This is a genomic window from Streptomyces luteolus (assembly GCF_029968015.1).
Lineage (GTDB): Bacteria > Actinomycetota > Actinomycetes > Streptomycetales > Streptomycetaceae > Streptomyces > Streptomyces luteolus.
In genome coordinates, this window is the sequence record NZ_JASCIS010000003.1 from 135,757 (window position 1) to 161,306 (window position 25,550).

At 72.7% G+C, this 25,550-nt stretch carries 24 protein-coding genes; 14 read left to right on the plus strand and 10 right to left on the minus strand.

Annotated features, from left to right (window positions below):
• The first annotated feature begins 89 nt into the window (after positions 1–89).
• Together QIT00_RS03850 and QIT00_RS03855 are read left to right on the plus strand one after the other, a co-directional pair.
• Positions 90–1,580, plus strand: a complete 1,491-nt coding sequence (locus QIT00_RS03850) for a VCBS repeat-containing protein (protein ID WP_282533623.1) — start codon at positions 90–92, stop codon at positions 1,578–1,580.
• 254 nt (positions 1,581–1,834) lie between these two features.
• Positions 1,835–3,055 carry an LLM class flavin-dependent oxidoreductase gene (locus QIT00_RS03855; protein ID WP_282533624.1) on the plus strand — a complete coding sequence of 407 codons (1,221 nt, stop codon included), beginning with the start codon at positions 1,835–1,837 and terminating at the stop codon, positions 3,053–3,055.
• Here the strand turns inward: QIT00_RS03855 and QIT00_RS03860 are convergent.
• The gene (locus QIT00_RS03860) at positions 3,018–4,211 is read right to left on the minus strand and encodes an alkene reductase (RefSeq protein ID WP_282533625.1); all 1,194 of its coding nucleotides are present in this window, start codon (positions 4,209–4,211) and stop codon (positions 3,018–3,020) included. The two genes, QIT00_RS03855 and QIT00_RS03860, sit on opposite strands and share 38 nt — an antisense overlap.
• Before the next feature lie 61 nt (positions 4,212–4,272).
• Here QIT00_RS03860 and QIT00_RS03865 point away from each other — a divergent pair, with 61 nt between their 5' ends.
• Positions 4,273–4,650, plus strand: a complete 378-nt coding sequence (locus QIT00_RS03865) for a MerR family transcriptional regulator (RefSeq protein ID WP_282533626.1) — start codon at positions 4,273–4,275, stop codon at positions 4,648–4,650.
• 99 nt (positions 4,651–4,749) lie between these two features.
• On the opposite strand, the gene QIT00_RS03870 is transcribed toward QIT00_RS03865, so the two are convergent.
• From QIT00_RS03870 to QIT00_RS03885, 4 genes are all read right to left on the minus strand, one after another.
• Positions 4,750–5,226 (minus strand): carboxymuconolactone decarboxylase family protein, encoded by a 477-nt coding sequence (locus QIT00_RS03870; protein ID WP_282533627.1) that lies wholly within the window; start codon positions 5,224–5,226, stop codon positions 4,750–4,752.
• Between the two features lie 127 nt (positions 5,227–5,353).
• Positions 5,354–5,584 (minus strand): hypothetical protein, encoded by a 231-nt coding sequence (locus QIT00_RS03875; protein WP_282533628.1) that lies wholly within the window; start codon positions 5,582–5,584, stop codon positions 5,354–5,356.
• Between the two features lie 214 nt (positions 5,585–5,798).
• A complete protein-coding gene (locus QIT00_RS03880) occupies positions 5,799–6,794 on the minus strand; it encodes a S8 family serine peptidase (RefSeq protein ID WP_282533629.1) in 996 nt (331 codons plus the stop codon).
• Between the two features lie 330 nt (positions 6,795–7,124).
• Complete coding sequence (locus QIT00_RS03885) at positions 7,125–8,474, minus strand: hypothetical protein (protein WP_282533630.1); 1,350 nt, start codon at positions 8,472–8,474, stop codon at positions 7,125–7,127.
• A gap of 218 nt (positions 8,475–8,692) precedes the next feature.
• On the opposite strand from QIT00_RS03885, the gene QIT00_RS03890 reads away from it, so the two are divergent.
• On the plus strand, positions 8,693–9,676 hold the full coding sequence (locus QIT00_RS03890; protein WP_282533631.1) for a DUF4436 family protein: 984 nt from the start codon (positions 8,693–8,695) through the stop codon (positions 9,674–9,676).
• Positions 9,677–9,874: 198 nt separating this feature from the next.
• Here the strand turns inward: QIT00_RS03890 and QIT00_RS03895 are convergent, their stop codons facing one another.
• Positions 9,875–11,098, minus strand: a complete 1,224-nt coding sequence (locus QIT00_RS03895; protein ID WP_408909720.1) for a low temperature requirement protein A — start codon at positions 11,096–11,098, stop codon at positions 9,875–9,877.
• Positions 11,099–11,224: 126 nt separating this feature from the next.
• Positions 11,225–13,717 (minus strand): ATP-binding protein, encoded by a 2,493-nt coding sequence (locus QIT00_RS03900; protein ID WP_282533633.1) that lies wholly within the window; start codon positions 13,715–13,717, stop codon positions 11,225–11,227.
• A gap of 135 nt (positions 13,718–13,852) precedes the next feature.
• Between QIT00_RS03900 and QIT00_RS38720 the strand changes: the two genes are divergently transcribed.
• The 6 genes from QIT00_RS38720 (at position 13,853) to QIT00_RS03930 (ending at position 19,240) form a co-directional block, all read left to right on the plus strand.
• Positions 13,853–14,752: a DUF6230 family protein gene (locus QIT00_RS38720; protein WP_349017157.1), complete on the plus strand. Its 900-nt coding sequence runs from the start codon at positions 13,853–13,855 to the stop codon at positions 14,750–14,752.
• Positions 14,743–16,380, plus strand: a complete 1,638-nt coding sequence (locus QIT00_RS03910; protein WP_282533634.1) for a DUF6114 domain-containing protein — start codon at positions 14,743–14,745, stop codon at positions 16,378–16,380. The genes QIT00_RS38720 and QIT00_RS03910 overlap by 10 nt, the downstream gene beginning before the upstream one ends.
• On the plus strand, positions 16,380–17,033 hold the full coding sequence (locus QIT00_RS03915; RefSeq protein ID WP_282533635.1) for an SDR family NAD(P)-dependent oxidoreductase: 654 nt from the start codon (positions 16,380–16,382) through the stop codon (positions 17,031–17,033). The genes QIT00_RS03910 and QIT00_RS03915 overlap by 1 nt, the downstream gene beginning before the upstream one ends.
• Positions 17,034–17,372: 339 nt before the next feature.
• On the plus strand, positions 17,373–18,071 hold the full coding sequence (locus QIT00_RS03920; RefSeq protein WP_282533636.1) for a TetR/AcrR family transcriptional regulator: 699 nt from the start codon (positions 17,373–17,375) through the stop codon (positions 18,069–18,071).
• 51 nt (positions 18,072–18,122) lie between these two features.
• Positions 18,123–18,746 carry a maleylpyruvate isomerase family mycothiol-dependent enzyme gene (locus QIT00_RS03925; protein ID WP_282533637.1) on the plus strand — a complete coding sequence of 208 codons (624 nt, stop codon included), beginning with the start codon at positions 18,123–18,125 and terminating at the stop codon, positions 18,744–18,746.
• Positions 18,743–19,240, plus strand: coding sequence for a GNAT family N-acetyltransferase (locus QIT00_RS03930; RefSeq protein WP_282533638.1), 498 nt, complete (start codon positions 18,743–18,745; stop codon positions 19,238–19,240). Before QIT00_RS03925 ends, QIT00_RS03930 begins: the two co-directional genes overlap by 4 nt.
• Before the next feature lie 68 nt (positions 19,241–19,308).
• On the opposite strand, the gene QIT00_RS03935 is transcribed toward QIT00_RS03930, so the two are convergent.
• Entirely contained in the window at positions 19,309–20,064 is a 756-nt protein-coding gene (locus QIT00_RS03935; protein ID WP_282533639.1) for a PepSY domain-containing protein, read from the minus strand.
• Positions 20,065–20,252: 188 nt separating this feature from the next.
• Between QIT00_RS03935 and QIT00_RS03940 the strand changes: the two genes are divergently transcribed.
• Both QIT00_RS03940 and QIT00_RS03945 read left to right on the plus strand, forming a co-directional pair.
• Positions 20,253–21,236, plus strand: coding sequence for a hypothetical protein (locus QIT00_RS03940; protein ID WP_282533640.1), 984 nt, complete (start codon positions 20,253–20,255; stop codon positions 21,234–21,236).
• 11 nt (positions 21,237–21,247) lie between these two features.
• Positions 21,248–21,760 carry a GNAT family N-acetyltransferase gene (locus QIT00_RS03945; protein WP_282533641.1) on the plus strand — a complete coding sequence of 171 codons (513 nt, stop codon included), beginning with the start codon at positions 21,248–21,250 and terminating at the stop codon, positions 21,758–21,760.
• 36 nt (positions 21,761–21,796) lie between these two features.
• Here the strand turns inward: QIT00_RS03945 and QIT00_RS03950 are convergent, their stop codons facing one another.
• Positions 21,797–22,300 (minus strand): DinB family protein, encoded by a 504-nt coding sequence (locus QIT00_RS03950; protein ID WP_282533642.1) that lies wholly within the window; start codon positions 22,298–22,300, stop codon positions 21,797–21,799.
• 93 nt (positions 22,301–22,393) lie between these two features.
• Positions 22,394–23,263 carry an isocitrate lyase/PEP mutase family protein gene (locus QIT00_RS03955; RefSeq protein WP_282533643.1) on the minus strand — a complete coding sequence of 290 codons (870 nt, stop codon included), beginning with the start codon at positions 23,261–23,263 and terminating at the stop codon, positions 22,394–22,396.
• Positions 23,264–23,328: 65 nt separating this feature from the next.
• Here QIT00_RS03955 and QIT00_RS03960 point away from each other — a divergent pair, with 65 nt between their 5' ends.
• Complete coding sequence (locus QIT00_RS03960) at positions 23,329–24,018, plus strand: ArsR/SmtB family transcription factor (RefSeq protein ID WP_282533644.1); 690 nt, start codon at positions 23,329–23,331, stop codon at positions 24,016–24,018.
• Positions 24,019–24,188: 170 nt separating this feature from the next.
• Positions 24,189–25,025 (plus strand): SDR family oxidoreductase, encoded by an 837-nt coding sequence (locus QIT00_RS03965; RefSeq protein WP_282533645.1) that lies wholly within the window; start codon positions 24,189–24,191, stop codon positions 25,023–25,025.
• The last annotated feature ends 525 nt before the right edge of the window (positions 25,026–25,550 follow it).

The window sequence follows — 25,550 nt, forward strand, 5'->3', positions numbered from 1 at the left end:
CGGCGTACGGTCGCGGCCGTGTCGGCCTACGGCGCCCACCAGCACGTACGGGCTTGAGCAGCCGCCCCCGGGATGTGAGGGTGACCCGCATGACCTCTCGTACGCATGCTCGTTCCGTCTCGCGGGCCGCCCTGTCGGCGGCCGCGGCCTGTGCCGTGTCTCTGCTGCTCGTGCCGCTCGCCGGCTGCGGTGGCCCGGCGGGCGACGAGTCCGCGGCGGGCGGTGGGAAGCCCGCGGCGAAGGAGCCCGCCGTGCCGGGCGAGAGCCGCCCGCCGGCCGCGGGCAAGGGCACGAAGGACCCCGACGACGTGAACGGGGACGGCCACCGCGACCTCCTCGTGCCGGTGTCGGCGGGTACGAAGGAGCAGCCGGGCGCGGACCAGCGGGTGGCCGTGGTGTACGGCTCGGCGAAGGGCCTCGACCCGGCGACGCGCACGGTGCTCGGCCGGAGTGAACTCGGCCTGCCCGCCCGGCCGGAGAGCGACGGCCGGAACTCGCTCGCCGCGGCCCAGCTGCTCACGGCCGACCTGGACGGTGACGGATTCCCGGACTTCGTGTCGTCCGTCGCGGGCGAGACCGCCACGGACGGTCAGGTCTCCGCGCCCCGCACGGTCCCGCGCGTGACCTGGGGCGGCCCGAGCGGCCCGAAGGGCGGGGCGACGGAGGTACGCCTGCCGCAGGACATGACGAAGCTCGGCGTGGAGCGACTGGTGCGCGGCGACTTCGACGGGGACGGCCACCACGACCTCGCGGGTCTCGCGCGCAGCACGGGGACGCGCCTGGTGGTGCTTTACGGCCCGTTCACGCGTGCCGGTGCCCCGGCGCGGACCGACACCGGCTTTCCGCCCGCCGAGGGCACGCTGATCGCCGACGCCATCGACCCGTCCGGCGAGCCGCGCGCCACGTCCCTGCTCGTCCAGTCCGCGAGCGACGGCGAGCAGTCTCAGAACACCCTGTACCGGGCCCGCGAGGGCGGCGGCCTGGAGGCGCGCGGCGAGAAACTGCGCGTCGGCAGCGCGCACGCCTTCGGCGACTTCGACGGCGACGGCGTACGGGACGTGGCGATCGGCGACGACGGCGGCCGCAACAACGAGCCCTACGCCGGGACGGAGGCTCCGGATGTCGCGGGTTCCCTGGCCGTGTACCCGGGCAAGGGCGGCGCGCCCGTCACGCACCGGCTGCCGAAGGTGCCGGAGAGCGGGGGCACGGACTACGGCCCCGGCGGGTTCGTGGCGGCGGACCCGGACGGTGACGGTCGCGACGGCATCCTCGTCGCCACGTACGAGGGCGCCACGCTGATCGACGGCGACCGGCGTACGGCCGTACTGCGCGAGGGCCCGGCCGTGAGCGGCGGCGAGAAGACGCCCGCGAAGTGGCGGCACGCGCGTCCGGCGGGCGCCGGGGACTTCGACGGCGACGGCAAGGACGAGCTGGTGCTGCACTGGGGCGCGGGCACGTCGTTCGGGCTGTACGGCGAGGACCCGACGCACTGGTGGATCACCGAGGGCACGACGGCGAAGGACCAGTCGTCGTTCAGCACGGTGGGGCTCGCGGGGAGTGCGGACAGCGAGGCTCGGTGACGGACCATCAGCCGGTCATCAGCCCGTGACCAGCCGGCCATCAGCCGGTGATCAGCCGTTGATCAGCCGGTGATCAGCCGCTGACCTGACACTTCGTCACTTTCGGCTCTGGTCAGGGGTTTTGGGCCCGGGCGGGCAGGCCGCTCGGGCACCCGGATGACTTTGATCCAGATGTGCCGTAGTGCTGGCTCCTTCGCGTTCTCTGGTGCATCCTGCGCGCACCCAGAACCGCGTATGCATCACGGAGGCTCCTCATGGAGTTCGGCATCTTTCTGAACGGTTTCATCCCCGGCCCCGCCGCGCACGACCGGTCCTCCGAACACCTCGCCCTGAAGCGGGAGTTGGACCTGGCGATCAAGGCCGACCGGCACAACTGGAAGTACGTGTGGTTCGGCGAACACCACTCGCTCACCGAGTACAGCCATATGTCGGCGCCCGAGGTTCTGATGGGCTATGTCGCCGGAAAGACCGAGCGCATCCACCTCGGCACCGGGATCAACAGCCTCTCCCCGCGCAAGGAGCACCCCGTCCGGTACGCGGAGCGGGCCGCGATGCTGGACCACATCACCGAGGGCCGTTTCGAGTGGGGCACCGGGCGGGGCGCGGGCAGCCACGAGGTGGCGTCGTTCAACATCATGGACACCGCCACGACCAAGGCCGAGTGGGACGAGGTCGCGCCGGAGATCGTGCGCATGTGGGAGCAGTACGACTACTCCTTCCACGGCGAGCACTTCACGGTGCCGACCCCGCACAACATCCTGCCGAAGCCGTACGGGCACTCGCACCCGCCGATCTGGATGGCGTGCGGCAACCCGCCGTCGTTCGCGAAGGCCGGGTCGCTCGGGATCGGGGCGATCGCCTTCAACTTCGAGCCGATCTTCGAGCTGAAGGGGCGGATCGACGCGTACAAGGAGGCGGCGGCCGACCCGGTCGAGATCCTGGGCGACTACCAGAACAACAACGTGATGATGACCAACACCGTCATCTGCCTGAACGACCGCAAGCGGGCCCGTGAGATCGCCATGAACGCGGGGCTCGGCTATCTGGTGACGCTGGTCAACCTGTACCACGACACGATGCCGAAGTCCCTGGACGCCATCACCTGGCCGCAACCCCCCATCGCGCTCAGCCAGTTGGGCGGCGAGGAGATCCTCGACGAGGTCATCAAGGCCGGTCTGATGCTGTGCGGTACGCCCGAGGAGGTGTGCGAGCAGGTCGCCGCGTACCAGACCGTCGGCTGCGACCAGGTGGTGTTCGGGCTCACGGGCGGGATGACGTTCGAGGAGCACCTGGAGATGCTGGAGGTCTTCGGGGACAAGGTCATCCCCGAGTTCGACACCGACCCCGAGCACTCGACGGCCGTGTACCGGAGGAACGCACAGGGCCCCAAGTACCCCTCGCACAACGGTCCCGTCCCGGCGGACCTGAGGCACAGCGTCATCCCCGAGAGCGCGATCCTGCCGTTGCGGCAGTGAGCGCCGGGTAGTCCGTGTAGCCGGTCGGGCCCCCGGTGTACATGAAGTACTTGTCGCGTACGGGGTTCAGGGGTGCGCCGGTGCGGATGCGGGCGACGAGGTCGGGGTTGGCGAGGAAGGCGCGGCCGAGGGCGACCAGGTCGGCGCCCTCGGCGAGGAGGCGCTCCCCGGCCGCCCGGCCCCCGTCGGCGGGGAGTTCGGCGGGCAGGGCGGGGTTGGCGATGAGGGTGCCGGGCCAGGCGGCGCGCAGGCGGGCGTAGAGAGGCTGGTCTGGGTCGGCGAAGACGAGGTGCAGATAGGCGAGGTCCTTCCCGGCGTTGGCCTCGATCAGGGCCGGGTAGAGCAGCTCGGTGTCGGTCTCGGCGATGCCGTTGACGGTGTTGCCGGGTGAGATGCGCAGGCCGGTGCGCTCGGGTCCGATGGCGTCCGCCACGGCGTCCAGGACCTCGGTGGTGAAGCGGATGCGGTTCTCGACACTGCCGCCGTAGGCGTCCGTGCGCCGGTTGGTGTTGCCGGCGAGGAACTGGTGCAGCAGATGCCCGTTGGCGCTGTGCACCTCGACCCCGGCGAAGCCCGCGGCGACGGCACGGCGGGCCGCGGCGGCGAAGTCGACCACGGTGCGGCGGATGTCGGCGAGGTCCATCTCCCTCGGTACGACGGCCTGTTGGCGCCCGGTGGGGGTGTGGATCGTCTCGGGCAGCGGCACTGCCGACGGAGCCACGGGCACGTACCCGCTGGTGTCGGGGTGTCCGGCGCGGCCGCCGTGCTGGAGCTGCAGGAACATCGGGCCGCCGCCCGCCGCGTCCACGGCCTTGACGACCTGACGCCAGCCCTCGGTGTGCCGGTCGGTGTGGAGGGCCGTGATGTTGGGGTACGTCTGGCCTTCGGCGTTGGGAGTGGACGCCTCGGCGATGATCAGTCCGGCGGTGGCGCGCTGCGCGTAGTACTCGGCCATCAGCGGCGTCGCGGTGCCGTCGTGCTCGGCGCGGTTGCGGGTCAGGGGCGCCATCACGAGGTGGTTGGCGAGCCGGTGGGCGCCGAGGCGGGCGGGGGCGAGGAGGGGGCTCGGGGCGGCGGTGGGCTCGCGGGTGGTCCCGGGCGTGGTCTCGGGAGTGGTCCCGGGAGTGGTCTCGGATGTGGTCTCTGTGTGCGTCATGCAGGTACCGTAGAACCTGACATCCATGTCAGATTCAAGGCTTCGGAGTGTGATCTGCGTCATGCGCATCGGTGAACTGGCCCGCCGGACCGGAGTGAGCGAACGCTCCCTTCGCTACTACGAGCAGGAGGGCCTCCTGTCGGCCGAGCGCACCCCCGGCGGGCACCGCGCGTACGCCGAGGCGGCGGTGGACCGGGTGCGGCGGATCCAGGAGTTGTACTCGGCGGGGCTGTGCAGCGCGAAGATCGTGCAGTTGCTGCCCTGCATGCGGGACAGCGACGGCGGCCCTTCCGAGATCGCGGACGCCGGTCTCGTCAGGGAGTTGACGGTGGAGCGGGAGCGGATCGACCGGATGATCGAGGATCTGCGGCGGTCCCGGTCACTGCTCGACTCGGCGATCGAGGCGGCGTCGCAGCCGCTGCCGGAGGCGGTCAAGTGACGTTGTGCGGCCGGTTTCTGACGTGCCGTCGACTGTGAGGCTCCGCAGCGCCGCGGCGGGAGAGGGGCCCGGAACCCTCGCCCGCCCCCGAGCCGCAGCTCAGCCGAACTGGCCCGGCTCGTAGCCCCCCGCAGGGTTGCGCGCGATCACGTTGACGCGGTTGTAGGCGTTGATGAGCGCGATCAGGGCGACCAGGGCGGCGAGCTGTTCCTCGTCGTAGTGCTTGGCGGCCCGGGACCAGGCCTCATCGGTGACGCCGCTCGCTCCGTCGGCGATGCGGGTGCCCTGCTCCGCGACCTCCAGGGCCGCACGCTCGGGCTCGGTGAAGACGGTGGCGTCACGCCAGGCCGCCACCAGGTTGAGACGCAGCTGGGTCTCCCCGGCGGCCGCCGCGTCCTTGGAGTGCATGTCGGTGCAGAATCCGCAGCCGTTGATCTGGCTGGCCCTCAGCTTCACCAGGTTCTGCGTGGCGACCGGCAGCCCCGATTCGTCGATCGCCTTGTTCGCCGCGTTGAGATGCCGGAACACCTTGGGACCGACGGTGCCGCTGAAGAGCGGAAGACGCGCTTCTTCCATGATGAACTCCCGTGCTGTGGTGGGCGGGGCCTGTCAGGCACCCCTTTGACCCTCAAGACGGATCGGCCGGGCCCGGACGTGACATCGGCACGGTACCGGCCGCACACCGGCCGGGGCCGGGGCGCGTTCAGTCCCGGCGGGCGTACGTGAGAACGGTGACGCCGCTGTCGTAGACCTTGCCCGAGACGACGGTATAGCGCTGCGGGGAGTACGGCCCGTCGAAGAGCGGGACGCCCGCGCCGACGGCGACCGGGTTGATCTTGACGACGAGCTCGTCGGGCACGGCGACCGCGTCGAGCGACTTCGACAGGACGTACTGGCGCAGGTGGCCGTACGGGCTCGTGGCGCTTGACCTCAACCTTGCTTCAACTTCTACGTTTCAGGCACGTCCCCTTTCAGGCACGTCCCCGTCGAGGCGGACGCGACTACAGACAGAGGTGTGATCACAATGCGTGCGATTCAGGTGCGGGAGTTCGGCGGTCCGGGGCAGGCGGCCTGCCGGGACGGTTCGGGGCGGGCATGGGCCACGGGTGCGTTGCCGAGCGTGCCGAGAACGGCGGTCGCGAGGACCGCTACTTCTTGGACTGCACCGCCGCCTCCGCGTCCACGATGCCGAGACCGAGCTTGGCGTCCGCGTCCGGGTTCTTCGCGGTGGAGCGGATGGCCCGCATGATCTGGTCCGGGTCGCGGTCCTGCGCGTGCAGCACCGCGGCCACGGCGGCGACGTACGGGGAGGCCATCGAGGTGCCGTCGAGCTCGCCGTAACCGGAGTCGTTCTTCAGGGTCTCCCGGGTCTTGTACGTCGGGAGGGTCGACAGGATGCCGACGCCGGGGGCCGAAACCGCGTTCTGCGCGCCGAAGTTGGAGAACTCGGCGGCCCGGCCGTTCTGGTCGCTGGCGCCGACGACCAGGACCGGCGTGCTCACTTTGTACGGCTGGGTGTTCGCCCCGTCGTTGCCCGCGGCGGCCACGACGACGGCGCCCTTCGCGTGCGCGTGCCGCATGGCCGCGTTGAGGATGCCGCCCTTGAGCAGGTTGGACATCAGCGGGCCCTCGCCGAGGGAGAGGTTGATGACGTCGGCGCCGTGGTCGGCGGCCCAGACGATGCCCTTGGTGATGTTCGCGTTGGTGCCGCTGCCGTTGGCGCCGAGCACGCGCACCGGCATGATCTTCGCGCCCGGTGCCCCGCCCGCGACGCCGACGCCGTTGTCGGTGTGCGCCGCGGCGATCCCGGCGACGTGGGTGCCGTGGCCGTTGCGGTCCAGAGGCTCGTCGTCGCCGTCGACGAAATCGTGTCCGTCGACCAACCGGCCCTTCAGGTCCGGGTGTTCGAGGTCGGCGCCGGAGTCGACCACGGCGATCACCGTGTCGTCGCCCTTCGCCGTCCCCCAGGCGCCCGGCAGCTTCAGCGTGTCCAGGGCCCACTGCTGTCCGCGCATGGGGTCCGGCTCGCTGTCGTCGCCGCAGCCGGTGGCGAGCGCTCCGACGAGCAGCAGCGTCGCCAGTCCCGCCGTCGTCGTACGCCTCGGAACCCGCCTCCGCTGTCCGGGTTCCGTCTGCTGTGCCACGCCTTCCCGCACGGGAACCTCCGTCACTTGTCCCCCGGCACCACGGTGGCTGCGCCTTTCGAGCGACGGGCCGGATCAGGGCCCGCGGCCGGGGCCTTCGGGCCGGTTTCCGGGGCGCGTAACTCCCCGGCCGGACGGCTCTGGCAGCGATCCGCGGCAGGCGCGGCGGGAGCGGGTTCCGGCGGGGCGGGGATCAGGCGGCTGAACGCGAAGGGGTCGTTCATGGGCGGACTTCCTCTCGTATCCCGGAGCGGTCCCGGGCGGGCCGAACTCCATGGCATACGAACACAAGTCGGGGGCGCCCGCATGTGGGGCGGTGCGGGCGGGCGGCTAGCCGAGCGAGCGCTCCCGTTCGAGGAGGGCCCGTACGGACGGGTGCCGGGCCAGGGGTTCGAGGCTGCCGCGCATCGTGCGTACGGCGGTGACGACGCTGTGCGAGCGCAGCCCGCCGCCCGCCTCCAGGAACTGGTGGCCCACCTCGCAGGCCTCGCCGATCCGGCCGCTGCGCAGCAGGAGTTCGGTGCGGCGGGCCAGGGTGAGGGCGAGGCCGCGCCGGTCGTGGGCGGGGCGCTCCCGGGTGGAGCGGTGCAGGGCCCGCGCGGCGGCGCGCAGGTCGCCCAGCTCCCGGTGCACCTCGGCCTTCTGGAAGGACAGCGCGCCGGACGGGTAGTCGCCGAACGGGTCCCCGACGCCGGCCCTGCGCCCGTGGTCCTCGGCTCGGCTCAGCACGGCGAGCGCGGCGTCCCGCTCGCCGAGTGCGGCCTGTGTGACCGCCAACTGCGCGAGGGCGAAGGCCCGTACGGCGTCGCCGACGTGCGCGGGCAGGGCGTCCACGGCGGCCTGCGCGTACTGCCGGGCGGTGCGCCGGTGCTCCAGGTGCAGCGCCTGGGCGGCCATCGCGCGCAGGGTGATGGCCCACGCGGCCCGGTCCTGGACCTCGTGGGCCAGGTCGAGGGCGAGGTGGAGGTAGCGCTGGGCGATGCCGTGGCAGCCCATGTCGCTGTGCATGCGGGCCAGGATGAACACCAAGTACGCGCTCTGGGTGCCGAGTTGGCGGTGGGTGCGGTCGTCGCCGGGGGCGTGCAGCCAGGTCGTGGCCGTGTCGGCGAGGTAGTGCGCGAGGGCGGGGCGGGCGTGGCCGCCGCCGTGCACGTCCATGGCCGCCGCGAAGTGCCGTACGGCCCCGCGCAGCAGGTCGACCTCGGCCACGCCGACCCGCGCCAACTCCCGCCGACCCGCGCCCCTTCGGCCCGTACCACCGCCTTCCGGCCAGTGCGGCGGGGCGCCGAGCGCGCGGTAGGGCTCGCCCGCGAGTGCGGTCCGCTCGACGGGGTCGGCGTCGTGCCCGGCGAGCGAGCCGAGGGTACGGACGGCGGGGGCGGGAGCCGTGCACGGTCCGGCCCTGCGGTCCGGTTCGACGGCCGGGGCGGAGTGCGCGAAGCCGACGGCGACCGGTGTCATGACGCGCCCGAGCCGCCGCGAGAAGGTCTCCGCGACGAGGTGCGGCACGGGTGGCCTGGGCTGCGTACCGGAGAGCCAGTGGGCCACCGAGGTGCGGTCGTAGCGCAGGACGAGGCCTATCTCGGCCCCGACGGCGTTCACCGCGCGGGCGCACTGCTCATTGCTCCAGGCCGCTTCGGCGAGGAGGGCGCGCAACCGCGAATTGGGTCGTCTTTCCACTGTTCACGGCTCTTTCCACGGCTCCGCCGGTCCCCCGGTTCTATGCCACCAGCATGCCCACGGGCGTTCCCGGCCAGACGGACGCTTCAGGCCATTTCGGCCCCGGTGCCGTCCCCGTGCCGTCCCCGTGCCGTCCCGGTGCCGTCCCGGTCCCGGCTCCGTCTCCCGTACGGGGTCGTCGCCTGGCGCGGCCCTCCTCGCCGGTCGAAGATCGGCTCATGCCCGGTCCGTCCGCCCTCCGCCGCCTGCTCATCGGCGTGGTCGCGCTGACCGGCCTCTTCGGCCTCGGCATCGGCCTGTACGTGGACGAGCGCCAGACGCGGCAGAGGGTGGTGACCGCGGGTGCGCCGGACGCCCGGGACCGGATCGACGTGAACGCCGCCGTGCAGGCCGTCGACCCCGAGATGCGGCGCGCGACGGTGCAGTTGAAGGTCTTCCCCAAGGGCAGGTACGCCGACGCGTTCGGCAACGCCGCCGAGGACATCACGCTGCACACCAACGCCCCCGGCCAGGAGCGGCTGACGTTCCGGCAGCAGAACGTGAACTGGGTGAAGGTCGTCGACGTGGCGCTGCTCGAGGGCACGCCGTCGGACTATCCCTTCGACCGGTACGCCACCCGCATCGCGCTCTCCGCGGAGTCCGGCGGGGAACGGGTGCCCGTGGCGCTGCGGTTCCGCGACCAGAACGCGCACTTCAGCTTCGACCCGCGGGCCACCGGTGGGGACGGTGCGTGGGCGGCCTTCGACGGCACGGCCGGCCGGTCCCGGAGCACGTTCATCCTCGCCTGGTTCATGATCGGCTCGATGTGGGCGGTCGGCCTCTCCGTGGCGGTGGCGTGCTGGCTGGTGGTCGGTCAGCGGCGCGGCCTGCAGTGGGGCGCGCTCGGCTGGGCGGCCGCGAGCCTGTTCGCCCTGGTCGGCCTGCGCGGCGCGGCTCCGGGCTCGCCTCCCAACGGCTGCCTGCTCGACTACGCGGCGTTCTACTGGGCCGAGGCCCTGATCGCGCTCAGCCTGGTCCGCCTGGTCGCCCACGGCATCCGCCTCGAACACCACGCGGGCGGCCCGGTCGACCTCACCCCGACCGCTCCCCCGCCGCCGCGCGGAGGCACACGGCGCCGGGCACGCGGGCGGGCGGCGAGCGGGCGCGTACGGGCGCGGGGGTCCGGGAGGGTGCGGCGGCGGCGAGTGCGGGGGCGGGCTTGAGCCTCTTCGACCGGCTCGCCCTCAACCTCAGGTATGGACGACCTCGCATCGCTGGACGTACGGCGGGGGCGTGCACGGGTCCGGTACGGGGGTGACGTCGCGGCGGCTCTTCGTGTCTGGAACTCCCTTGCGGGGCGCGGCTCTTCGCGTCTGGAACCCTTGCGGGGCGCCGCCCTTCGTGCCCGGTGCGAGACGCCCCTAGTCCGCCCCTCCAAGGCCCGCCAGCATCGCCCGCTGGTGCCGGTGCCCGATCGTCTCGAAGCCGACGACCGTGACGAACGGGGCGAGCATCACCACCAGGAGGCAGACCGACAGCGCCACCCCGGCCACCGACAGGAGCACCGCCGCGGCGAGCACCAGCACGGTCAGGCCGATGAGGAGCGCGTGGAAGGGATCGGTGGTGGAGAGCAGGAAGGTGTGCAGCAGGTAGACCATCAGGATGTAGAGGCCGACGGGGACGGCGAGGGAGAGGACCACGGCGGGCTCGCCGAGCTTCGAGTGGTGCTCCAGCTGCAGCCCCGCCACGTGCAGCCCCGCTCCGGCGCCCGCGATGCCGATGAACAGCGGGATGTGCCCGTATCCGAAGAGGTATCCGCGGCCTCGGCGGTGGATCAGGATGTCGCCGAAGGGGGTCGTGAAGTAGACCCACCACATGGCGAACGTGAGGCCGACGCCCGCGACGACGACGGCTACGGCGTCCACGCTCCAGTGCTTGCCGTCCGGGCCGCCGAGCAGGTCGCCGGAGGAGGCGACGGTGCCGACGACGCCTTCGCCGAGGGTGATGATGGCGAACAGGGCGTACCGCTCGGCGATGTGGTGCGGGTGCCAGGGTGTGCCGCCCGCCCTGCCCTGGCTGAGGACGGGCAGGAGCAGCTCCAGGGCGCCGAGCAGGATGAAGGCGACGAACGCGAGGCCGAGCGGGAGTCCGGTGGCGAAGGCGAGCGCGATCCAGCCGATCTGCGCGATCACGGTCCAGCGGATGTTGGCGCGGCCGACGTGCCGGAACTCCGGTGACTCACGGGCCGCGCGCCACCACTGCGAGACCATCGCGACGCGCATGACCACGTACCCGATGACGATGCCGCGCAGTTCGAGGTGGTCGCCCTCCTCGATGGCGTGGAAGAACGCGGGCAGGCCGAGCGCGAACACGACGACGCCCATCATCTGGACCATCGTCAGGACCCGGTCGAGCCAGTCGTCGGTGCCGAACGCGGAGGCGAACCAGGTGAAGCTGATCCAGGCGACGCTGATGGCGAACATCGCCATGACGAACGCCGTGATCGCCTGCACCGCGTGGTCCTCGGCGAGCATCTCCGCGAAGTGGTGCGCGGCGGTGCCGATGGCGACGACGAAGGTCAGGTCGAAGAGCAGTTCAAGCGGGGTGGCGGCGCGGTGGTGCTCGGCGGGGTCGCGACCGGTCATGCGGATGCGGCGGTGTGCCACGCGGCGGCGCCCACCGCCGTCAGCGGCCCCGGCGCTGTCATCGGGGGTGCCCATGTCCAGCATGCTTGCCGGATGTCCCTGCGGCTTCAACTCGAGGATTCCCGGTCACGGCGGGGTTCGCCGCCCCTGCGCGTGCGCGAGGGTCGTGATCTGGGTCCGTGAGGCGTACGCGAGTTTGCCCAGGATGTGTTCCAGGTGCGAGTCGACCGTGCGCTTGGAGATGACGAGGCGCTCGGCGATCCGGCGGTTGGAGAGGCCCTCCGCGACGAGCAGGGCGATCTCACGCTCGCGTGCGGTGAGCGCCTCCCAGTTCGCCGTGGGCGCGCGCCGGGCCGCGGGGAGCGCGGGCCTGGCCGGTCCGACGGCCTGGGCGGCCGCCTCGTGCAGGGGCAGGGCGGCACCCTCGTCGAGGAGGAGCCGGTGGCGTCGCGGGCCGAGTCGGCGTTCGGCCAGCGCCCAGGCCGCCTGGTGCGCCTCGTGCATGCTCCGGATGCCGAGGCGGGGTTCGTGGAACTTCTCCCACAGCTTCGCCGCGGCGCCGAGGCAGCGGGCGGTCTGCGCGTACCGCCCCTCGGCGGCGGCCACCCACGCGAGCGTGTCCAGGGAGAAGGCGAGCACCTGTGTGTGGTTGATCTCCAGGCAGAGCACGGCCGCCGTGCTGAGGGTCTGCTTGGCCTCGTCGAAGCGGCCGAGGCCCCACTGGGAGCAGCCCTTCTGCCAGTGCAGCCAGCCCTGCACCCAGCGCTCGCCGCGGTCCATGAGGGCGATCGCCTCGTCGTGCAGGGCGAGGCTCTTCTCCGGCTGCGCGGCGACGGTGTACGCGCCGCACAGGGTCGCCAACGCCCAGCCCTCCAGGGCGCGTTCGCCCTGGGCGGCGAACAGGGTGCGGGCCTCGGTGACGTGTTTGAGCGCGCGTTCGGCGTCGCCGGTGAGGGTGGCGTACAGGCCGCGGTTCTTGGCGACGTAGCCGAGGGCGAGCCGGTCGTCGTACTTCTCGGCGAGGCCCGCCGCCTCGTCGGACAGGTCGAGGCCCTGCCGGTGGTGGCCGGTCATGAGGGTGAGGTCGCCGAGTGCGCACAGGGCGCGCATGCGGACGGGGCTGGGCTCGGGGCAGAGCGGGAGGAGCCGGCCGAGCCAGTAGTGGCCCTCCACGATCCGGCCCATGCCGAGCCAGAGCCCCCACAGGGCGGTCGCCATCTCCAGGCCTGCCGGGGCCTCCTGCGGGTTGGCGCAGCAGAACTCAAGCGCGCTGCGCAGGCTGGGCCGCGCCCGCCACATCGCGCGCATCCGCGGCACCTGCCCGCCGGTGAGCCAGCGGCGCCCGAACTCCCGTGCCAGGGCGAGGTGGTGGTCGCGGTGCCGGGCGGCGTACGGGTACTCCTCGCCGGCCGCCTGGAGGCGTTCGAGGCCGTACTCGCGGAGGGTGTCGAGCATCCGGTAGCGGGCCCGGCCGCAGGTGCCGTCGGCGTGGTCGGGCTCGGCGTGGTCCGGGCGAGCGTGGTCCGGGCCGGCGTGGTCCGGGCGGGCGTGGTCCGGGCGGACGTGGTCCGGCCCCGCGTGGTCCGGCTCGGCCGCCTCGTCGTCGGATTCGACGCGCAGCACGATCGCCTTGTCGACGAGGCCGATGAGGCAGTCCAGGACGTCGTCCTCGGACAGGTCGGGCCCCGCGCAGATCTCGACGGCCGCGCTCAGCTCGAACTCCCCGGCGAAGACGGACAGCCGCCGCCAGAGGATCTGTTCCCGTTCCGAGCAGAGCTCGTGGCTCCAGTCGGTGGCGGTGCGCAGGGTCTGGTGCCGGGGCAGCGCGGCGCGACTGCCGCCGGTCAGGAGGCTGAAGCGGTTGTCGAGTCGGCGCAGGATCTGTTCGAGGGGCAGGGCCCGTACGCGGACGGCGGCGAGTTCGATGGCGAGCGGGATGCCGTCGAGGCGGTGGCAGAGGCGGGCGATCTGGGTGCGGTTGGCGTCGGTGAGGCGGAAGCCCCGGGCCACGGCCGCCGCCCGCTCGACGAAGAGCTCCATGGCGTCGGTGGCCGGGCCGCAGGGCGGGCCCGCGTCGGCCCGTTCGTCGTCGGGGTCGGGGGCGTCGAGCGGGGGGATCTGCAGCAGCCGCTCGCCGGGCGCGTCGAGGGGCCGTCGGCTTGTGGCGAGAATCCGTACGCCGGGGCAGGACTGGAGCACCGCACGGCTGAACCGGGCGCAGGCGTCGGCCAGATGCTCGCAGGTGTCGAGGACGATGAGGAGCCGCTTGTCGGCGAAGTAGGAGATGAGCGTGCGGAGTTGGGAGGCGCCCGCCGCGTCCGCGGCGGCGCTCTGCTCGGGCAGGTCGACGACGGCGGCCACCGCGTTGGGCAGCAGCTCGGGGTCGCGCAGGCCGGAGAGCTCCACGAAGTACACACCGGCCGGGAAGGATTCGCGCACCTGCCGGGCCACGCGCAGCCCGATCCTGGTCTTGCCGACGCCGCCCACGCCCATCAGCGTGACGAGCCGCTCCTGCCCCAATGCCTCGGCGACCTCGGCCAGTTCGGCCGCGCGGCCGACCAGGCGCGTCAGTTCGACCGGGAGGCCGCCGGTGAGGGCGGTGCGTGCACTGTCGGCCATCGTTCCCCTTGCGCCTGTTGCGTACCCCTACCGAATGCGCTGCTCAGTTTAAGTAAGGCCCGATCAGGCCGAGTTCGCGCGTCCTCGAAGGAGGTGAATCCAGCACGAGTGATTGATGTACAAGGGTGTTCGTGAATGCTAGCGTTCGCCGCGCCGGACCGGGCGCACGCCGTCGTCCGGCACCACGGCACCTTCCGCACCACGATTCTTCCGCACCGCGCTTCTATCGCACCGCGCTTCGTCCGCACCGCAGCACCTTCCGCACCACAGCACCTCCGGCACCGCAGCACCACCGGCACCACAGCACCTCCGGCACCGCAGCACCTCCGCACCTCCTGCACCAAGTCGCTGACCCGCACAGGAGGAACCGTGACCGAAGAGCGCAACGGCGGCCACGCGGCCGCATCGTCCGAGGAGCGCGCATCGTCCGAGGGGCGCCCACCGTCCGAGGGGCGTGTCGTCTGGAAGAGGGCCGCCTTCGTCGCGGTGCCCGGCCTGGCCGCCCTCGCCACCCTCGGCGTACTGATGTCACAGGGCGCCATGGCGGCGAGCTTCGCCGTGTCCGGCAACCACTTCAAGGTCGGCTCGGGGCAGCTGTCCAGCTCCGGCCTCGCCTCGTACGTCGATGTCGACAAGTCGGGGGACGGCAAGCAGCACCCGGTGTCGCTGCTCGCGCTGCAGGATGTCAGCCTCTCCGACATCTGCCAGTCCACGCAGGTCAAGACCCCCATCGGCACGATGGTGTTCCGCCTCACCGCGGGCGGCGAGGCCGGTCCGGTCACCGCCGACCGGCTCGTCATCGACGCGGACGACCTCACCGGCGACGCCCGCTTCGGCTCGGCCCAGATCGGCCGCGACGCCTCGACGCTCGACGCGGTGCCGGACACCCGGGGCGAACCGGGCCAGTTCGGCCTTCAGGTCGAGGACGTCAACGTGTCCGGGGTGCAGTCCCGCGCCTGGTCGGCGATGGGCGGCAACTTCAAGCTCAAGGGCATGAGGATCTCCGTCGGGCCCGGTGGTGAGGAGTGCTTCTGAGCCGCGGGGGCCGGGTACGGAACCGGCTCGGCGGAAAGGTCGAGGCCCTTCTGCCGTGGCCCGAGCGGAGGGCCGCGTTACGCCGCTGGCGCCGCCGACGCCCGTTCTGGGGCGGCCTGTTGCTGATCGCCGCCGGGGCGGAGCTGCTGCTCGCCCCGCTGTCCCCGCTGGGTGTGCTGCTCAGTCTCGGCGTGGGCGGCATCGCGGCCGTGGTGATCGGTCTGGCCCTGATGCTCGCGGGCGGATTCCTGTGGGCGGCGCCGCACACGCGCGCGTACGTCAGCCTCAACGCGCTGCTCCTGTCCGTGGCCGCCTTCGCGGTGACCAACCTGGGCGGCTTCCTCGTCGGCTCGCTCCTCGGCGTCGCGGGCAGCGCGCTGGGCTTCGCCTGGACTCCCGTACGGCCGAGCGCCGAGTCCGACGAGGGGGGTGGCGGTGGCGGTGGCCAGGACGGTGCGAGTCATGGACGGCGGGCGCTCGCCGTGATCCTGCCGCTGACGCTCCTTGCCGGGCTCGGCGGCGGACTGGCATCGGCACCGCCCGCCCACGCGGCGAAGGCGAAACGGGACGGCGCGCAGGCCGTCAGGCCGGGATCCGTCACGCCGGGATCCGTCACACCGGGGGCCGTCAGGCCTGGGGACGTCCGACCTGGTGCGGTGCCGACCGTCATCACCACCTCACGGTTCAGCCCGCAGGGTTTCCTCTTCGCGGGCGTCGAGGAGCTCGACACCGCCGAAGGGCCGCTGAAGGTGATCGTGCTGCGCATGAAGGCCGCGACGCTGACCGACTACGTGAGTACGACCAGGGACCCGCGGCGGCCCCAACAGACCCTGAGCGCCGACGACTTGGAGCTGAAGGGGGACGTCACCCTGTACATGCGCAAGTTCCACGGCTGTATCGAGGGCAGCCCGCTGTGCGTGACGTTCTCGCCCGAGGGGCTGCCGACCCCGCCGGTGATTCCGCCCTTCGTCTTCATGACCCGCGTACGGGCGGAACAGGCCCTGGTGACGACCGACTCCCTGAACGTCGACGGCCTGCGCATCCGGTCCTCCGACGGCCCGCCCCGCACGGTCGAGGTGCCCGATGGGCCGCTGCCGGGTGCGGAGCAGCCCGCGGGCGAGGACCGGCCGGACGAGGCCGCCCCTGACCGCCCCGAGGACGACGGATCCGGGGACGACGGATCCGGGGACGGCTCGCCCGAGGACCGGCCAGAGCCCCGGCCCGGAGACGCCCTCGGAGCAGTGCTCACGCTCCGCGACCCGCGCCGGGAGGCGGTCGACGTGCCGTGGTGCGAGAAGGTCACGCTCACCGTCCGCAACACGGGCGGCAGGCCGGTCTCCGGTGCCGTGGTCGTCTTCGATACGAAAATCGTCGGCGCGCTCGGCCGGGTCCGGGCGACCGAGACCTCACGGCAGGACGTACCGGGCGTACTCGACCCCGGTGAGAGCCGCAGGCACGACTGGCGGGTCTGTGTGTCCGAACGGTACGCGCCCGGCTTCCTGTTCGGGCACCGCCTGGAGCACCGGGTGAGCGCGGTCCACTCCGAGGGTCGCTCGGCACGGGTGGACGTACCGCGTGACCGTGACGGACGAACGGTGACAACTGACAGGTTGCGTGGCGGCGACTGATGACCTGGCCCTCACGCAACCCTCGACACCTGTCCCGCCAACGGGTGTTCATCACCGGCGCGGGCAGCGGCACCGTCGCGTGCGCCACCGCCGTCGATCTCACCGACCACGAGGCCGTCCGGACGATGGCCACGGGGATGCACGCGCGGGGCGACGCGATGGACGTAGTCATGAACGTCGCCGGGATCTCCGTCCGGGGTTCCGTGACGGGCCTGCGGTACCGGCACTGGCGGTTGGTCGTCGAGGTGGACCTGATGGGTCCGATCCACGTGATCGATGAGTTCGTGCCGCCGATGACCGAGGCCGGCCGCGGCGGTCACCTCGTCAACGTGTCCTCGGCGGCCGGGCTGATCGGGCTGCCGTGGCACGCCGCGTACAGCGCGGGCAAGTTCGGGCTTCGCGGCGTCTCCGAAGTCCTCCGCTTCGACCTGCGGCGGTACGGGATCGGGGTGAGCCTGGTCTGCCCCGGCGCGGTGGACACGCCGCTCACCGGGACCGTGGAGATCGTCGGCGTCGACCCGGACGATCCCGCGATCAGCCGCCTCCGCGCCCGCTTCCGGCGCCACGCGGCCAGTCCCGAGCGGGTGGCCAACGCGATGACGGACTCACAACCGGGCCCGGCCGCCCGGACTCGGCCCCGGTGGGCGGCGTGAAGTGGGCCTGCGGATCTGGGTGTTCAGCCAGATCGCGGGGCGGGTCGCGGGGACGCGGGCGCCTCCGCTGTTCCTCACGCTCGTCAGGAACCGGCCGCGGTTCCGGGGCTGCTGCGCTTCGGCGTCGGACGGTACGACATACGACGGGTGACCGAAGGCCCGGACGCGAGCGGCTGGTCCACGCGGGAGCGGGCGCTGTCGGCCGCTGTCGACCTGCTGCACGCGGACCGTGACCTGGACGACGAGGCCTGGTCGGGCACTACGAGATGCCCGCCACCGCCCTCATTACACTGCGCCTTGAGCCGGACCCGGACCCGGAACGCGGAGGCGGAGGCAGACGTGGCGTACGCATCGACCGATCCCCCGCAGTCCCGCCCGCGCCCCCGCCCCTTGCCGAGCGGCCGGCACCGCCTGGCCCGTGAGCAGGTGGTGGCCTCACAGCGGGTGCGGATGCTGATGGCGATGGCCGAGGCGATGCAGGAGAAGGGGTACGTCGGCACACCGGTCGCGGAGATCATCCGCAGGGCCGGGGTGTCGCGTGAGACGTTCTACCAGCAGTTCCGGTCGAAGCAGGACTGCTTCATCCAGTCCCTGGACGCGGCGGCCGAGCTGCTGGTGCAACTGATGGAGGGGCGGCGGGACGTTACCCCCGATGCCGAACCCTCCGATGACGAGCCCTCCGGCCCCGAACCCTCCGACGCCGACGCCGACGCCGAACCCGTCGAAGCCTTCCGCACCCTCCTGCACATCTACCTCCGCACCCTCGCCGAACACCCCGCCCTGGCCCGGCTGTTCCTGGTGGAGATCTACGCGGTCGGCCCCGAGGCCATCGAGCGGCGCAACGCGATCCACGGCCGCTTCCGCGACACGATCGCCGACATCTTCGGCGCCCACTCGGCCGAGCAGCGCTTCGCCTGCGAGGCCCTCGTCGCCGCCATCGCCCAACTCGTGGACGTCCGCCTGGTCGCCGACGACCTCGACGGACTGCGCGCCCTGGAAGACCCGCTGGTCACGCTGGCGGCACGCATGCTTGCCTGAGCGCCCTGGATCGATCCTTTGACGAGCAAGCCGACGGGACACGCACCGCACATGACCGACCTCTGGCACCTGATCCACGCCGAGCGCGCCGCGCTCGCCGACGACCTCACCGGTCTGAGCGACGAGCGGTGGGCGACGCCGTCGCTCTGCACCGGCCTCACGGTCCGCGAGGTGCTCGCCCACCTCACGGCCGCGGCCCGGCTCGGCCCGGTGCGCTGGCTGGCGGGAGTGATCCGCTGCCGGTTCGACTTCGACCGGCAAGTGGCCATGCGCCTCGCCGAACAGCTCGGGGCCGACCCGGCCGAGACGTTGGCCCGCTTCCGCGCGTCCGTGCCGAGCAGGACCAAGCCGCCGTTGCCGCTGCGCGCGATGCTGGGCGAGACGGTGGTCCACGGCGAGGACATCCGCCGTCCCCTGGGCATCCGGCGCGCGTACCCGGTCGACGTGCTCACGCGCCTCGCCACGTACTACGCGTCCACGGACCAGGTCGTCCTCGCCAAGGGGCGGATCGGCGCTCTGCGCCTGGAGGCGAGCGACGGCCCGTTCACGGCCGGGGCGGGCGCGCTCGTGACCGGCCCGACCCTGGCCCTGATCATGGCGATGACGGGCCGTGGCACGTACTGCGACGAACTGCGGGGCGAGGGCGTGGAGTTGCTGCGGGAGCGGTGCGCATGAGCCGGGCGAACGGGAGGCACGCCGACGCGCCGGTCCCGCCCGACTGGGCCCTGCGCCCCGCCGCTCCCGCCGATGCCGAACCCGTCGCCGAGCTGCGCGCCGTGGTGCTGCGACCGGACCTGGAACGCCTCGGCCGGTACGACGAGCAGCGCGTACGCCAGCGCCTGCGGGACGGGTTCGAGCCGGAGCACACGTGGGTGATCGAGACGGACGGCGCGTTCGCCGGCTGTGTCGCCCTGCGCCCGGCCGCCGACGCGCACTGGCTGGAGCACTTCTACCTCGCCCCGCACCTCCAGGGCACCGGCCTCGGCACGGCCGTACTGCGGAGCCTCCTGGACCGCTGCGACCGCGAACGCGTCCCCGTCCGCCTCAACGTCCTCCAGGGCAGCCGGGCCCGCCGCCTCTACGCCCGGCACGGGTTCACGCCGGACTCGGAGGACCCGGTGGACATGTTCATGGTGCGGCTGCCGGGCGCGGCGGCGCCGGAACGCTGACGGTCCAACGACGAGGCCCCGGCGCCGATGTCGGCGCCGGGGCCCGGGGCTGCGCGCAGTCGGTGGACTCAGTCGCGGTCCACTTCCTCCTTCAGCACCTTCTTGTTCACCGCGTCGATGTCGTACGAGGTCTTGTTCCAGTTCTTCGGGTCGATCACGTCGACGGACCAGATGGTGACGCCCTGGTCGTTGTCGTCGAGTTCGACGGAGCTGACCGTGCCCTTCGTCCTGCCGGTGGCGACGGCGGCCGCGTCCTCCGGCGTGATCTTGGCCTTGGTGAGGAGGTCGGCGAGCTGCCGCTTGTCGTCGGCGTCGTCGTCGGTGTCGGCCCGCGGCTGTTCGGCCTTGCCGGAGACGGCGTCGACGCGCACCGTGGACACGCTGCCGTCCGCCTTGGCGACCTCCGCGTCCCACCACGGGGCGCCGCTGGGGTCGCTCTGGAGCTCGATCGCCACCGGCTTGGAGTCCGGCACGGCGTCCACGGCGGTCGTGAGCGCCTTGTCGTAGGTCACCTTGACCTTGGGCACGAGGGCCTTGCGCTCGGCCTGGTCGTCGGTGAGCGTGCTGCCCGGGCTCGGCGACGCGGTACCGGTCGGAGACGCGGTACTGGTCGGAGACGCCGTACCGGTCGGTGACGCGGTGCTGGTCGGCGACGCGGGGCCGGTCGGTCGCTCGGTCTGGGCAGCGGCAGCCGCCGCGGCGGCGGCCTTGGACGTCTTCTCGCCTCCCGTGCCGTTGTCGCTGCCGCAGCCGGTCAGCAGGCCGCCCGCCGCGGCGACCGCGCAGAGAACGCCGACAGCGCGCAGCCTGTGCGGAGCGCGCATGCTTTCAGTAAGGGTGTAGCTACTTTCAGTTGCCATGGGTTCAAGGTAGCCAGCAGTCCGGAAGCTCGCATTCCGGATTCCATCCCGGGACGGGCCTGCTCCCGCGCCCCCGTAAACCCCGCGTGACCTGCGACGGAAACCCGCTACTATGCGGCGGGCTCGGCAGGATCGGACGACGGGGGAACGCCGTGAGCGCGTACGGAGGAAGTGGCCACGGCACGTGGCCGGGAGGACCGCAGGGGCAGTACCAGGGCCCTCAACAGCCCGGCCCCCACCGCGGACAGCACCCCGGACAGCACCCCGGACCGCACCCCGCGCCCCATCCCGTACCGCGGCAGGCACCTCCACCCGGCTGGGGTCAGCAGCCGCCGTACCCGTACGGCCGTCCGCCCCTGCCCGGACCGCCCCTGCCTCCGCCCCCGCCCACGCGCGGGCAGCGCTTCTGGCGCTGTGTCCGCAATCCGCTGCACGCCGCGCAGCGGGTGTTCCGCCCCTCGCGCCCCGACCGCGTCGAGGACCGCACCGTCGGCCGTCTGCAGCTGTGGCGCACGATTCTCGGGCTGGCCATCTGGCTGTGGATGTCGATCGGCTACGGCATGCTCGACGGCGCCGAGGAGGCCGAGAAGACCCTCACCGAACGCGGCAATCAGAGCTGGCACAGCGCGCTGGTGCTGATCTGCACGTTCACCGTGGTGTTCGGCGCGTTCGCGGCGAAGGCGCACGGGCAGCTTCGGCGACTGTATCTGCGACGCGCGCTGCGGCCATTGGGAGCGATCGTCGCCCTGGTGGCGTCCATGGCGACGTTTCCGCTGGCCGTCGCGCCGGACGCGGAGGGCTTCCGCGACCTGGTCGGCCTGCCCGGCAAGATCGTCATCGGCCTCGCCTGCCTGTGGTCGCTCGGCTTCGCGCTGTACGGGGTCGGCCTGTCGCTGGTGCATGTGTTCCGCACGGCCGACATCCACGAGTTCATGCCTCCCGTGCTCGCCACCCTGCTCGTCTGGGAGATGGCCCTGCTCGACGTCGTCAACGGCGCGTACGCCGACGTACCCGGCCCGGTCCGCACCCTGTTCATCCTCGGTGCGCCCCTGACTGTGACCACCCTGTCCTGCTGGGAGGCATACCGCCTCCGCCGCCACCACGGCCTGAGCCTGCGCGCCGCGCTGCGCCCCTGAAGGGAACCCTGATGTCGACCACTGCACTCCGTCTGGAGCAGATCACCGAGGCCAACCTCGACGCGGCACTCGGCATTCAAGTGCGCCCGGATCAGGCGCACTTGGTCGCCCCGGTCGTGAAGTCCCTCGCCGAGGCGTACGTACACCCCGAGATCGCCTGGCCGCGGCTCATCGTCGACGGGGGCAGGCCCGTCGGCTTCCTGATGGGGTTCTTCGACGCCGACTTCGCGGCGGGCGGCTCCTCCGTCGACGGTGACCACCGCGCGGCGGGCCTCCCCCGCCCCGACCTGCGCTCCGGACTGTGGCGGCTGAACATCTCGGCGTCCGAACAGGGCCGCGGATACGGCAGTTTCGCGGTACGGTCCGTCTCCGACGAGATCCGCAGGCGCGGCGGCGATCGGCTGACCGTGACCTGGCATCCCGGCGAGGACGGTCCCGAGGAGTTCTACCTGAAGCTGGGTTTCCGGCGGACGGGTGAGTTCAGCGGGGATCAGGTGGTGGGCGAGTGCGCGCTGTCGGCGTAGCGCAGGCCGCGCCCCCACGGGCGCGGCGTGGGCGGGTCAGGAGCCGGTGGCGCCGTCCGTGAGCTCGCGCAGGATGTCGAGGTGGCCGTTGTGCCGCGAGGTCTCCTCGATGAGGTGCATCAGGATCCAGCCGAGGGTCACGTGCGTGCCGCCCCGTACCGGATTCTTCGCGAGGTCCCGCAGGTCGTGGGCGGCGACCAGCTCACGGAAGCGGGCGCTCTGCTCCTCGTACTCCTCGACGAGCCGCGCCAGCGGGAGTTCGGCGCCGATGCGCATCTCCCGGTCGGGGTCCTCGTCGGTCCAGGGCCCGCGGTCGGCCTCCCCGAGGAAGACCACGTCCAGCCACCAGTGCTCCACCCACCGCAGATGGCTGAGCACCCCGCCGGGCGTCATCAGCGGCGACCCGGGCAGCGGCGCGTTGCCGGACTCTTCGTCGGAGAGTCCGGCGCACTTGGCGACGGCGGTGGCGCGGGCGTAGTCGAGGAAGGTGCTCAGCATGGTGCGCTCGTCCCAGCCGGACGGCATATCTGTACGTGGCATGCCCGGATGATGGCACGTACGCACGAGGAGCGAAACTCAATTACGGGCGGGCGGACGGGACTTGGACCTCACGCCCCGCGACCGCCCGCGCGCTCACCCCCGGCCCAGCTCCTGGACCTCGCCGTACGACATGACCCGGGCGCCGACCGGCAGACCCCCGTCGCGTACCGCTCGCGCCGTGTCCAGGGCCGCCGTGAGGGCGGTGCGGTAGAGCAGCGAGCCGAGGCTGACGCGACGGACCCCGAGCGCGGCGAGTTCGCGGAGCGTGGGGCCGGCGGGGGCGGCGAGGACGTTCAGCGGGGTGCGCAGGACGGCCGTCAGGGCGGCGATGGCGTCGGGGTCGGAGAGGCCGGGCGCGAACACCCCGTCGGCGCCCGCCTGTTCGTAGCGGGCGAGGCGGGACGCGGTGGCGGCGTGGTCGCGGTTCAGCCAGTGGGTGTCGGTGCGCGCGTTCACGAACAGGTCCGGCACGGCCTGCTTGACCGCCGCGATCTTCGCAGCGTGCAGCTCGACCGGGGCGAGCGTGCCGTCGGGGCGGCCGTCCTCCAGGTTGATGCCGACGGCGCCCGCGTCCGCCAACTGCCTTGCGTACGCGGCAACTTGAGCGGGACCGTCGCTGAATCCGCCCTCCGCGTCGACGCTGAGGAGCACGCCTCCTGGGCCTTCGCCGACTCTGCGGGCGAGCGCCAGCGTCGCTTCGGCGGTCGCGGCCGCGCCGTCCGGCACGCCGAGGCCCGCGGCCACTCCCAGGCTGGTGGTGCCGACGGCCTCGAAGCCGGCTGCCGCGAGGGCCGCCGCCGAGGCGTGGTCCCAGGCGTTCGGCAGCAGCAGCGGCTCATCCCCGTGGTGCAGCCGGGCGAAACGGTCCCGGGCCGCAGTGGTCTCGGCCGCAGCGGTCTCGGCCGTAGCGGTCACTGCCGTAGCCGTCACTGCTGTAGCGGTCTCATCCCTTTCGTACGTCATGGTCCTGACGCTAGGCGCGCGACAGTTCGGCGCGGGCCGAACCGTGGTTGCGGGACCATGGCGGTATGTCGTCCCTCGCCGATACCGCCCGGCTCCTCGCCGACCCCACCCGGGCCGCCTTCTGCCAGGCCCTGCTCGACGGCCGCGCCTGGACCGCGGGCGAGCTCGCGCGCCACGCCGACGTGCGGCCGTCCACGGCGAGCGAGCAGCTCTCGCGGCTCGTCAAGGGCGGACTGCTCACCGAGGAGCGCCAGGGCCGCCACCGGTACGTGCGGCTCGCGGGCCCCGAGGCCGCCGCGCTGATCGAGGCCCTCGCCTCGTACGCCCCGGACACCCCGCGTCCGCGCAACCTGCACCAGTCGGTGCGCCTCGGCGCCGAGGCCAGGGCCCGGACCTGCTACGACCATCTCGCCGGGCAGTTGGGCGTGGCCCTGGCCGACGCGATGATCGCCCGGAACCTGGTCGCCGACGACGCCGGGCTCGCCGTCACGCCCGAGGGCCGCGCCTGGCTGGCCGAGTCTCTGCACTACGAGCACCCCAGGGGCAGCCGCCGTCCCCTGGTCCGCGGCTGCCTCGACTGGACGGAACGCCGCCCCCACCTGGCGGGCGCCCTGGGCGCCGCGTTGTGCGCAGCCGCGCTCGATCGGTCCTGGGTACGGCGGGTGGGCTCGGGCCGGGCGGTACGGGTGACGGAGGCGGGGCGCGAGGCGTTCGGGGAGCTGCTCGGGGTCGTGGTCGAGCCGGTCGCTCCGTGACCTGTAGCGGCCTTCGGTTCACTCCTTGACCTCAAGTGGCCTTCAGCTCGCTCCGTGACCTCCAGTGGCCGTCAGTTCACTCCTTGACCTCAAGTGCCCTTGAGTTTCTAGCGTTGCGTGGAGTCGACCACCGGACGACGTCGATCGCCCGACAACGAGGGGACGCACGCATGTTGCTCGTGACCGGAGCCACCGGGAACATCGGCCGGGCGCTGCTCGGGGAGGTGCGCGCACGAGGGGCGGGGTGGCCGGTGCGCGGGCTCACGCGGGACGCCGCGCGGGCCGCGTTTCCCGCCGGAGTTGAGGCCGTCGAGGGCGATCTGGCGGAGCCGGAGTCGGTGAAGCGCGCTCTGGACGGGGTGCGTTCGCTGTTCCTCCTGTCCCGGCTCGGGCCGGACGCGGAGATCCTCACGGCGGCGCGTGCGGCCGGGGTGGAGCACGTGGTGCTCGTCTCGTCCATCACCGCCCTGACCCATCCGCACCTGGGTCCGGCCCGCGAGAACCTGCGGGTCGAGCGGCTGGTCAAGGACAGCGGCCTGGCCTGGACGATTCTGCGGCCGACCCAGTTCGCCTCGAACTCCCTGATGTGGGCGGAGGCCATCCGCGCCGGTGAGACGGTCCGCGCGCCGTACGCGGACACCGGGCTGCCGACGATCCACCCCGCGGACATCGCGTCCGTGGCGCGCGTGGCGCTGACCGAGCCCGGCCACCGGGGCCGGACGTACGCCCTGACCGGGCCGAAGCCGGTGAGCGCCCGCCATCAGGTCGAGGCCGTCGCGGCGGCCGTCGGACGGGACGTGCCGTTCGCCGAGATCAGCCGGCAGGAGGCGTACGCGCAGATGGTCGCGGTTTTCGGGGACGAGGCGGCGGACGCGGTACTCGACGTCACGGGCGGCGACGTGAACGACGAACTCCTCGCGGTGCGCGACACGGTGGCCCGGATCACCGGGGTCCCCGCCAGGCCGTTCCGGCAGTGGGCAACGGAGAACGCGGGGCTGTTCCGATGAACCCGCCGCTCTACCGCTGAACCCGCCGCCCTACCGCTGAACCCGCCGCTCCGCCCTTGAACCCCGCGGTGGCAGAGAAGGTTCCGGCCCGGGGTTCAACGCATTCAACGGATCACCGCCGCGACCGACGCTCCGTCCGCGATCTTCCGGGGCACCATCCGAGTGACCCATTCGCAGCGGTCCGTCGAGCCTCCCGGCCACCGCAACGACCCCGGCGCCCGACCGTCTCCCCCTCCCCGGGCGGCGCCGGGGTCTCCCCCTCGTACGCCAACTCCGCCATCCCGCATGCCAGTTGACCCGCGAGGAGACCGGCCCTGAATGCTCCCACCCGGCGCGCGCTCCTGCGCCTGGCGCTCGCCGCCGCCACGGCCCGAGCTGTGATGGCGCTACCCCGGCCCGCCGAGCGGTCCCGCACCGAACCCTCGTGCCTCGCCGACGCGTTGACCGCTCCCCACCCACGGCTGCCCCAGGCGGAATAGCCCCCGCCACCGCCGGGGTACGCGAGCGCTGGGGGACGCGTATCAC

Bases quoted from the DNA above. Each gene is read 5' to 3' on its own strand.
- QIT00_RS03850 (WP_282533623.1), top strand. From the start codon at position 90: ATGACCTCTCGTACGCATGCTCGTTCCGTCTCGCGGGCCGCCCTGTCG.
- QIT00_RS03855 (WP_282533624.1), top strand. From the start codon at position 1,835: ATGGAGTTCGGCATCTTTCTGAACGGTTTCATCCCCGGCCCCGCCGCG.
- QIT00_RS03860 (WP_282533625.1), bottom strand. From the start codon at position 4,211: ATGACGCACACAGAGACCACATCCGAGACCACTCCCGGGACCACTCCC.
- QIT00_RS03865 (WP_282533626.1), top strand. From the start codon at position 4,273: ATGCGCATCGGTGAACTGGCCCGCCGGACCGGAGTGAGCGAACGCTCC.
- QIT00_RS03870 (WP_282533627.1), bottom strand. From the start codon at position 5,226: ATGGAAGAAGCGCGTCTTCCGCTCTTCAGCGGCACCGTCGGTCCCAAG.
- QIT00_RS03890 (WP_282533631.1), top strand. From the start codon at position 8,693: ATGCCCGGTCCGTCCGCCCTCCGCCGCCTGCTCATCGGCGTGGTCGCG.
- QIT00_RS03895 (WP_408909720.1), bottom strand. From the start codon at position 11,098: ATGACCGGTCGCGACCCCGCCGAGCACCACCGCGCCGCCACCCCGCTT.
- QIT00_RS03900 (WP_282533633.1), bottom strand. From the start codon at position 13,717: ATGGCCGACAGTGCACGCACCGCCCTCACCGGCGGCCTCCCGGTCGAA.
- QIT00_RS38720 (WP_349017157.1), top strand. From the start codon at position 13,853: ATGCTAGCGTTCGCCGCGCCGGACCGGGCGCACGCCGTCGTCCGGCAC.
- QIT00_RS03915 (WP_282533635.1), top strand. From the start codon at position 16,380: ATGACCTGGCCCTCACGCAACCCTCGACACCTGTCCCGCCAACGGGTG.
- QIT00_RS03925 (WP_282533637.1), top strand. From the start codon at position 18,123: ATGACCGACCTCTGGCACCTGATCCACGCCGAGCGCGCCGCGCTCGCC.
- QIT00_RS03930 (WP_282533638.1), top strand. From the start codon at position 18,743: ATGAGCCGGGCGAACGGGAGGCACGCCGACGCGCCGGTCCCGCCCGAC.
- QIT00_RS03935 (WP_282533639.1), bottom strand. From the start codon at position 20,064: ATGCGCGCTCCGCACAGGCTGCGCGCTGTCGGCGTTCTCTGCGCGGTC.
- QIT00_RS03945 (WP_282533641.1), top strand. From the start codon at position 21,248: ATGTCGACCACTGCACTCCGTCTGGAGCAGATCACCGAGGCCAACCTC.
- QIT00_RS03950 (WP_282533642.1), bottom strand. From the start codon at position 22,300: ATGCCACGTACAGATATGCCGTCCGGCTGGGACGAGCGCACCATGCTG.
- QIT00_RS03955 (WP_282533643.1), bottom strand. From the start codon at position 23,263: ATGACGTACGAAAGGGATGAGACCGCTACAGCAGTGACGGCTACGGCA.
- QIT00_RS03960 (WP_282533644.1), top strand. From the start codon at position 23,329: ATGTCGTCCCTCGCCGATACCGCCCGGCTCCTCGCCGACCCCACCCGG.
- QIT00_RS03965 (WP_282533645.1), top strand. From the start codon at position 24,189: ATGTTGCTCGTGACCGGAGCCACCGGGAACATCGGCCGGGCGCTGCTC.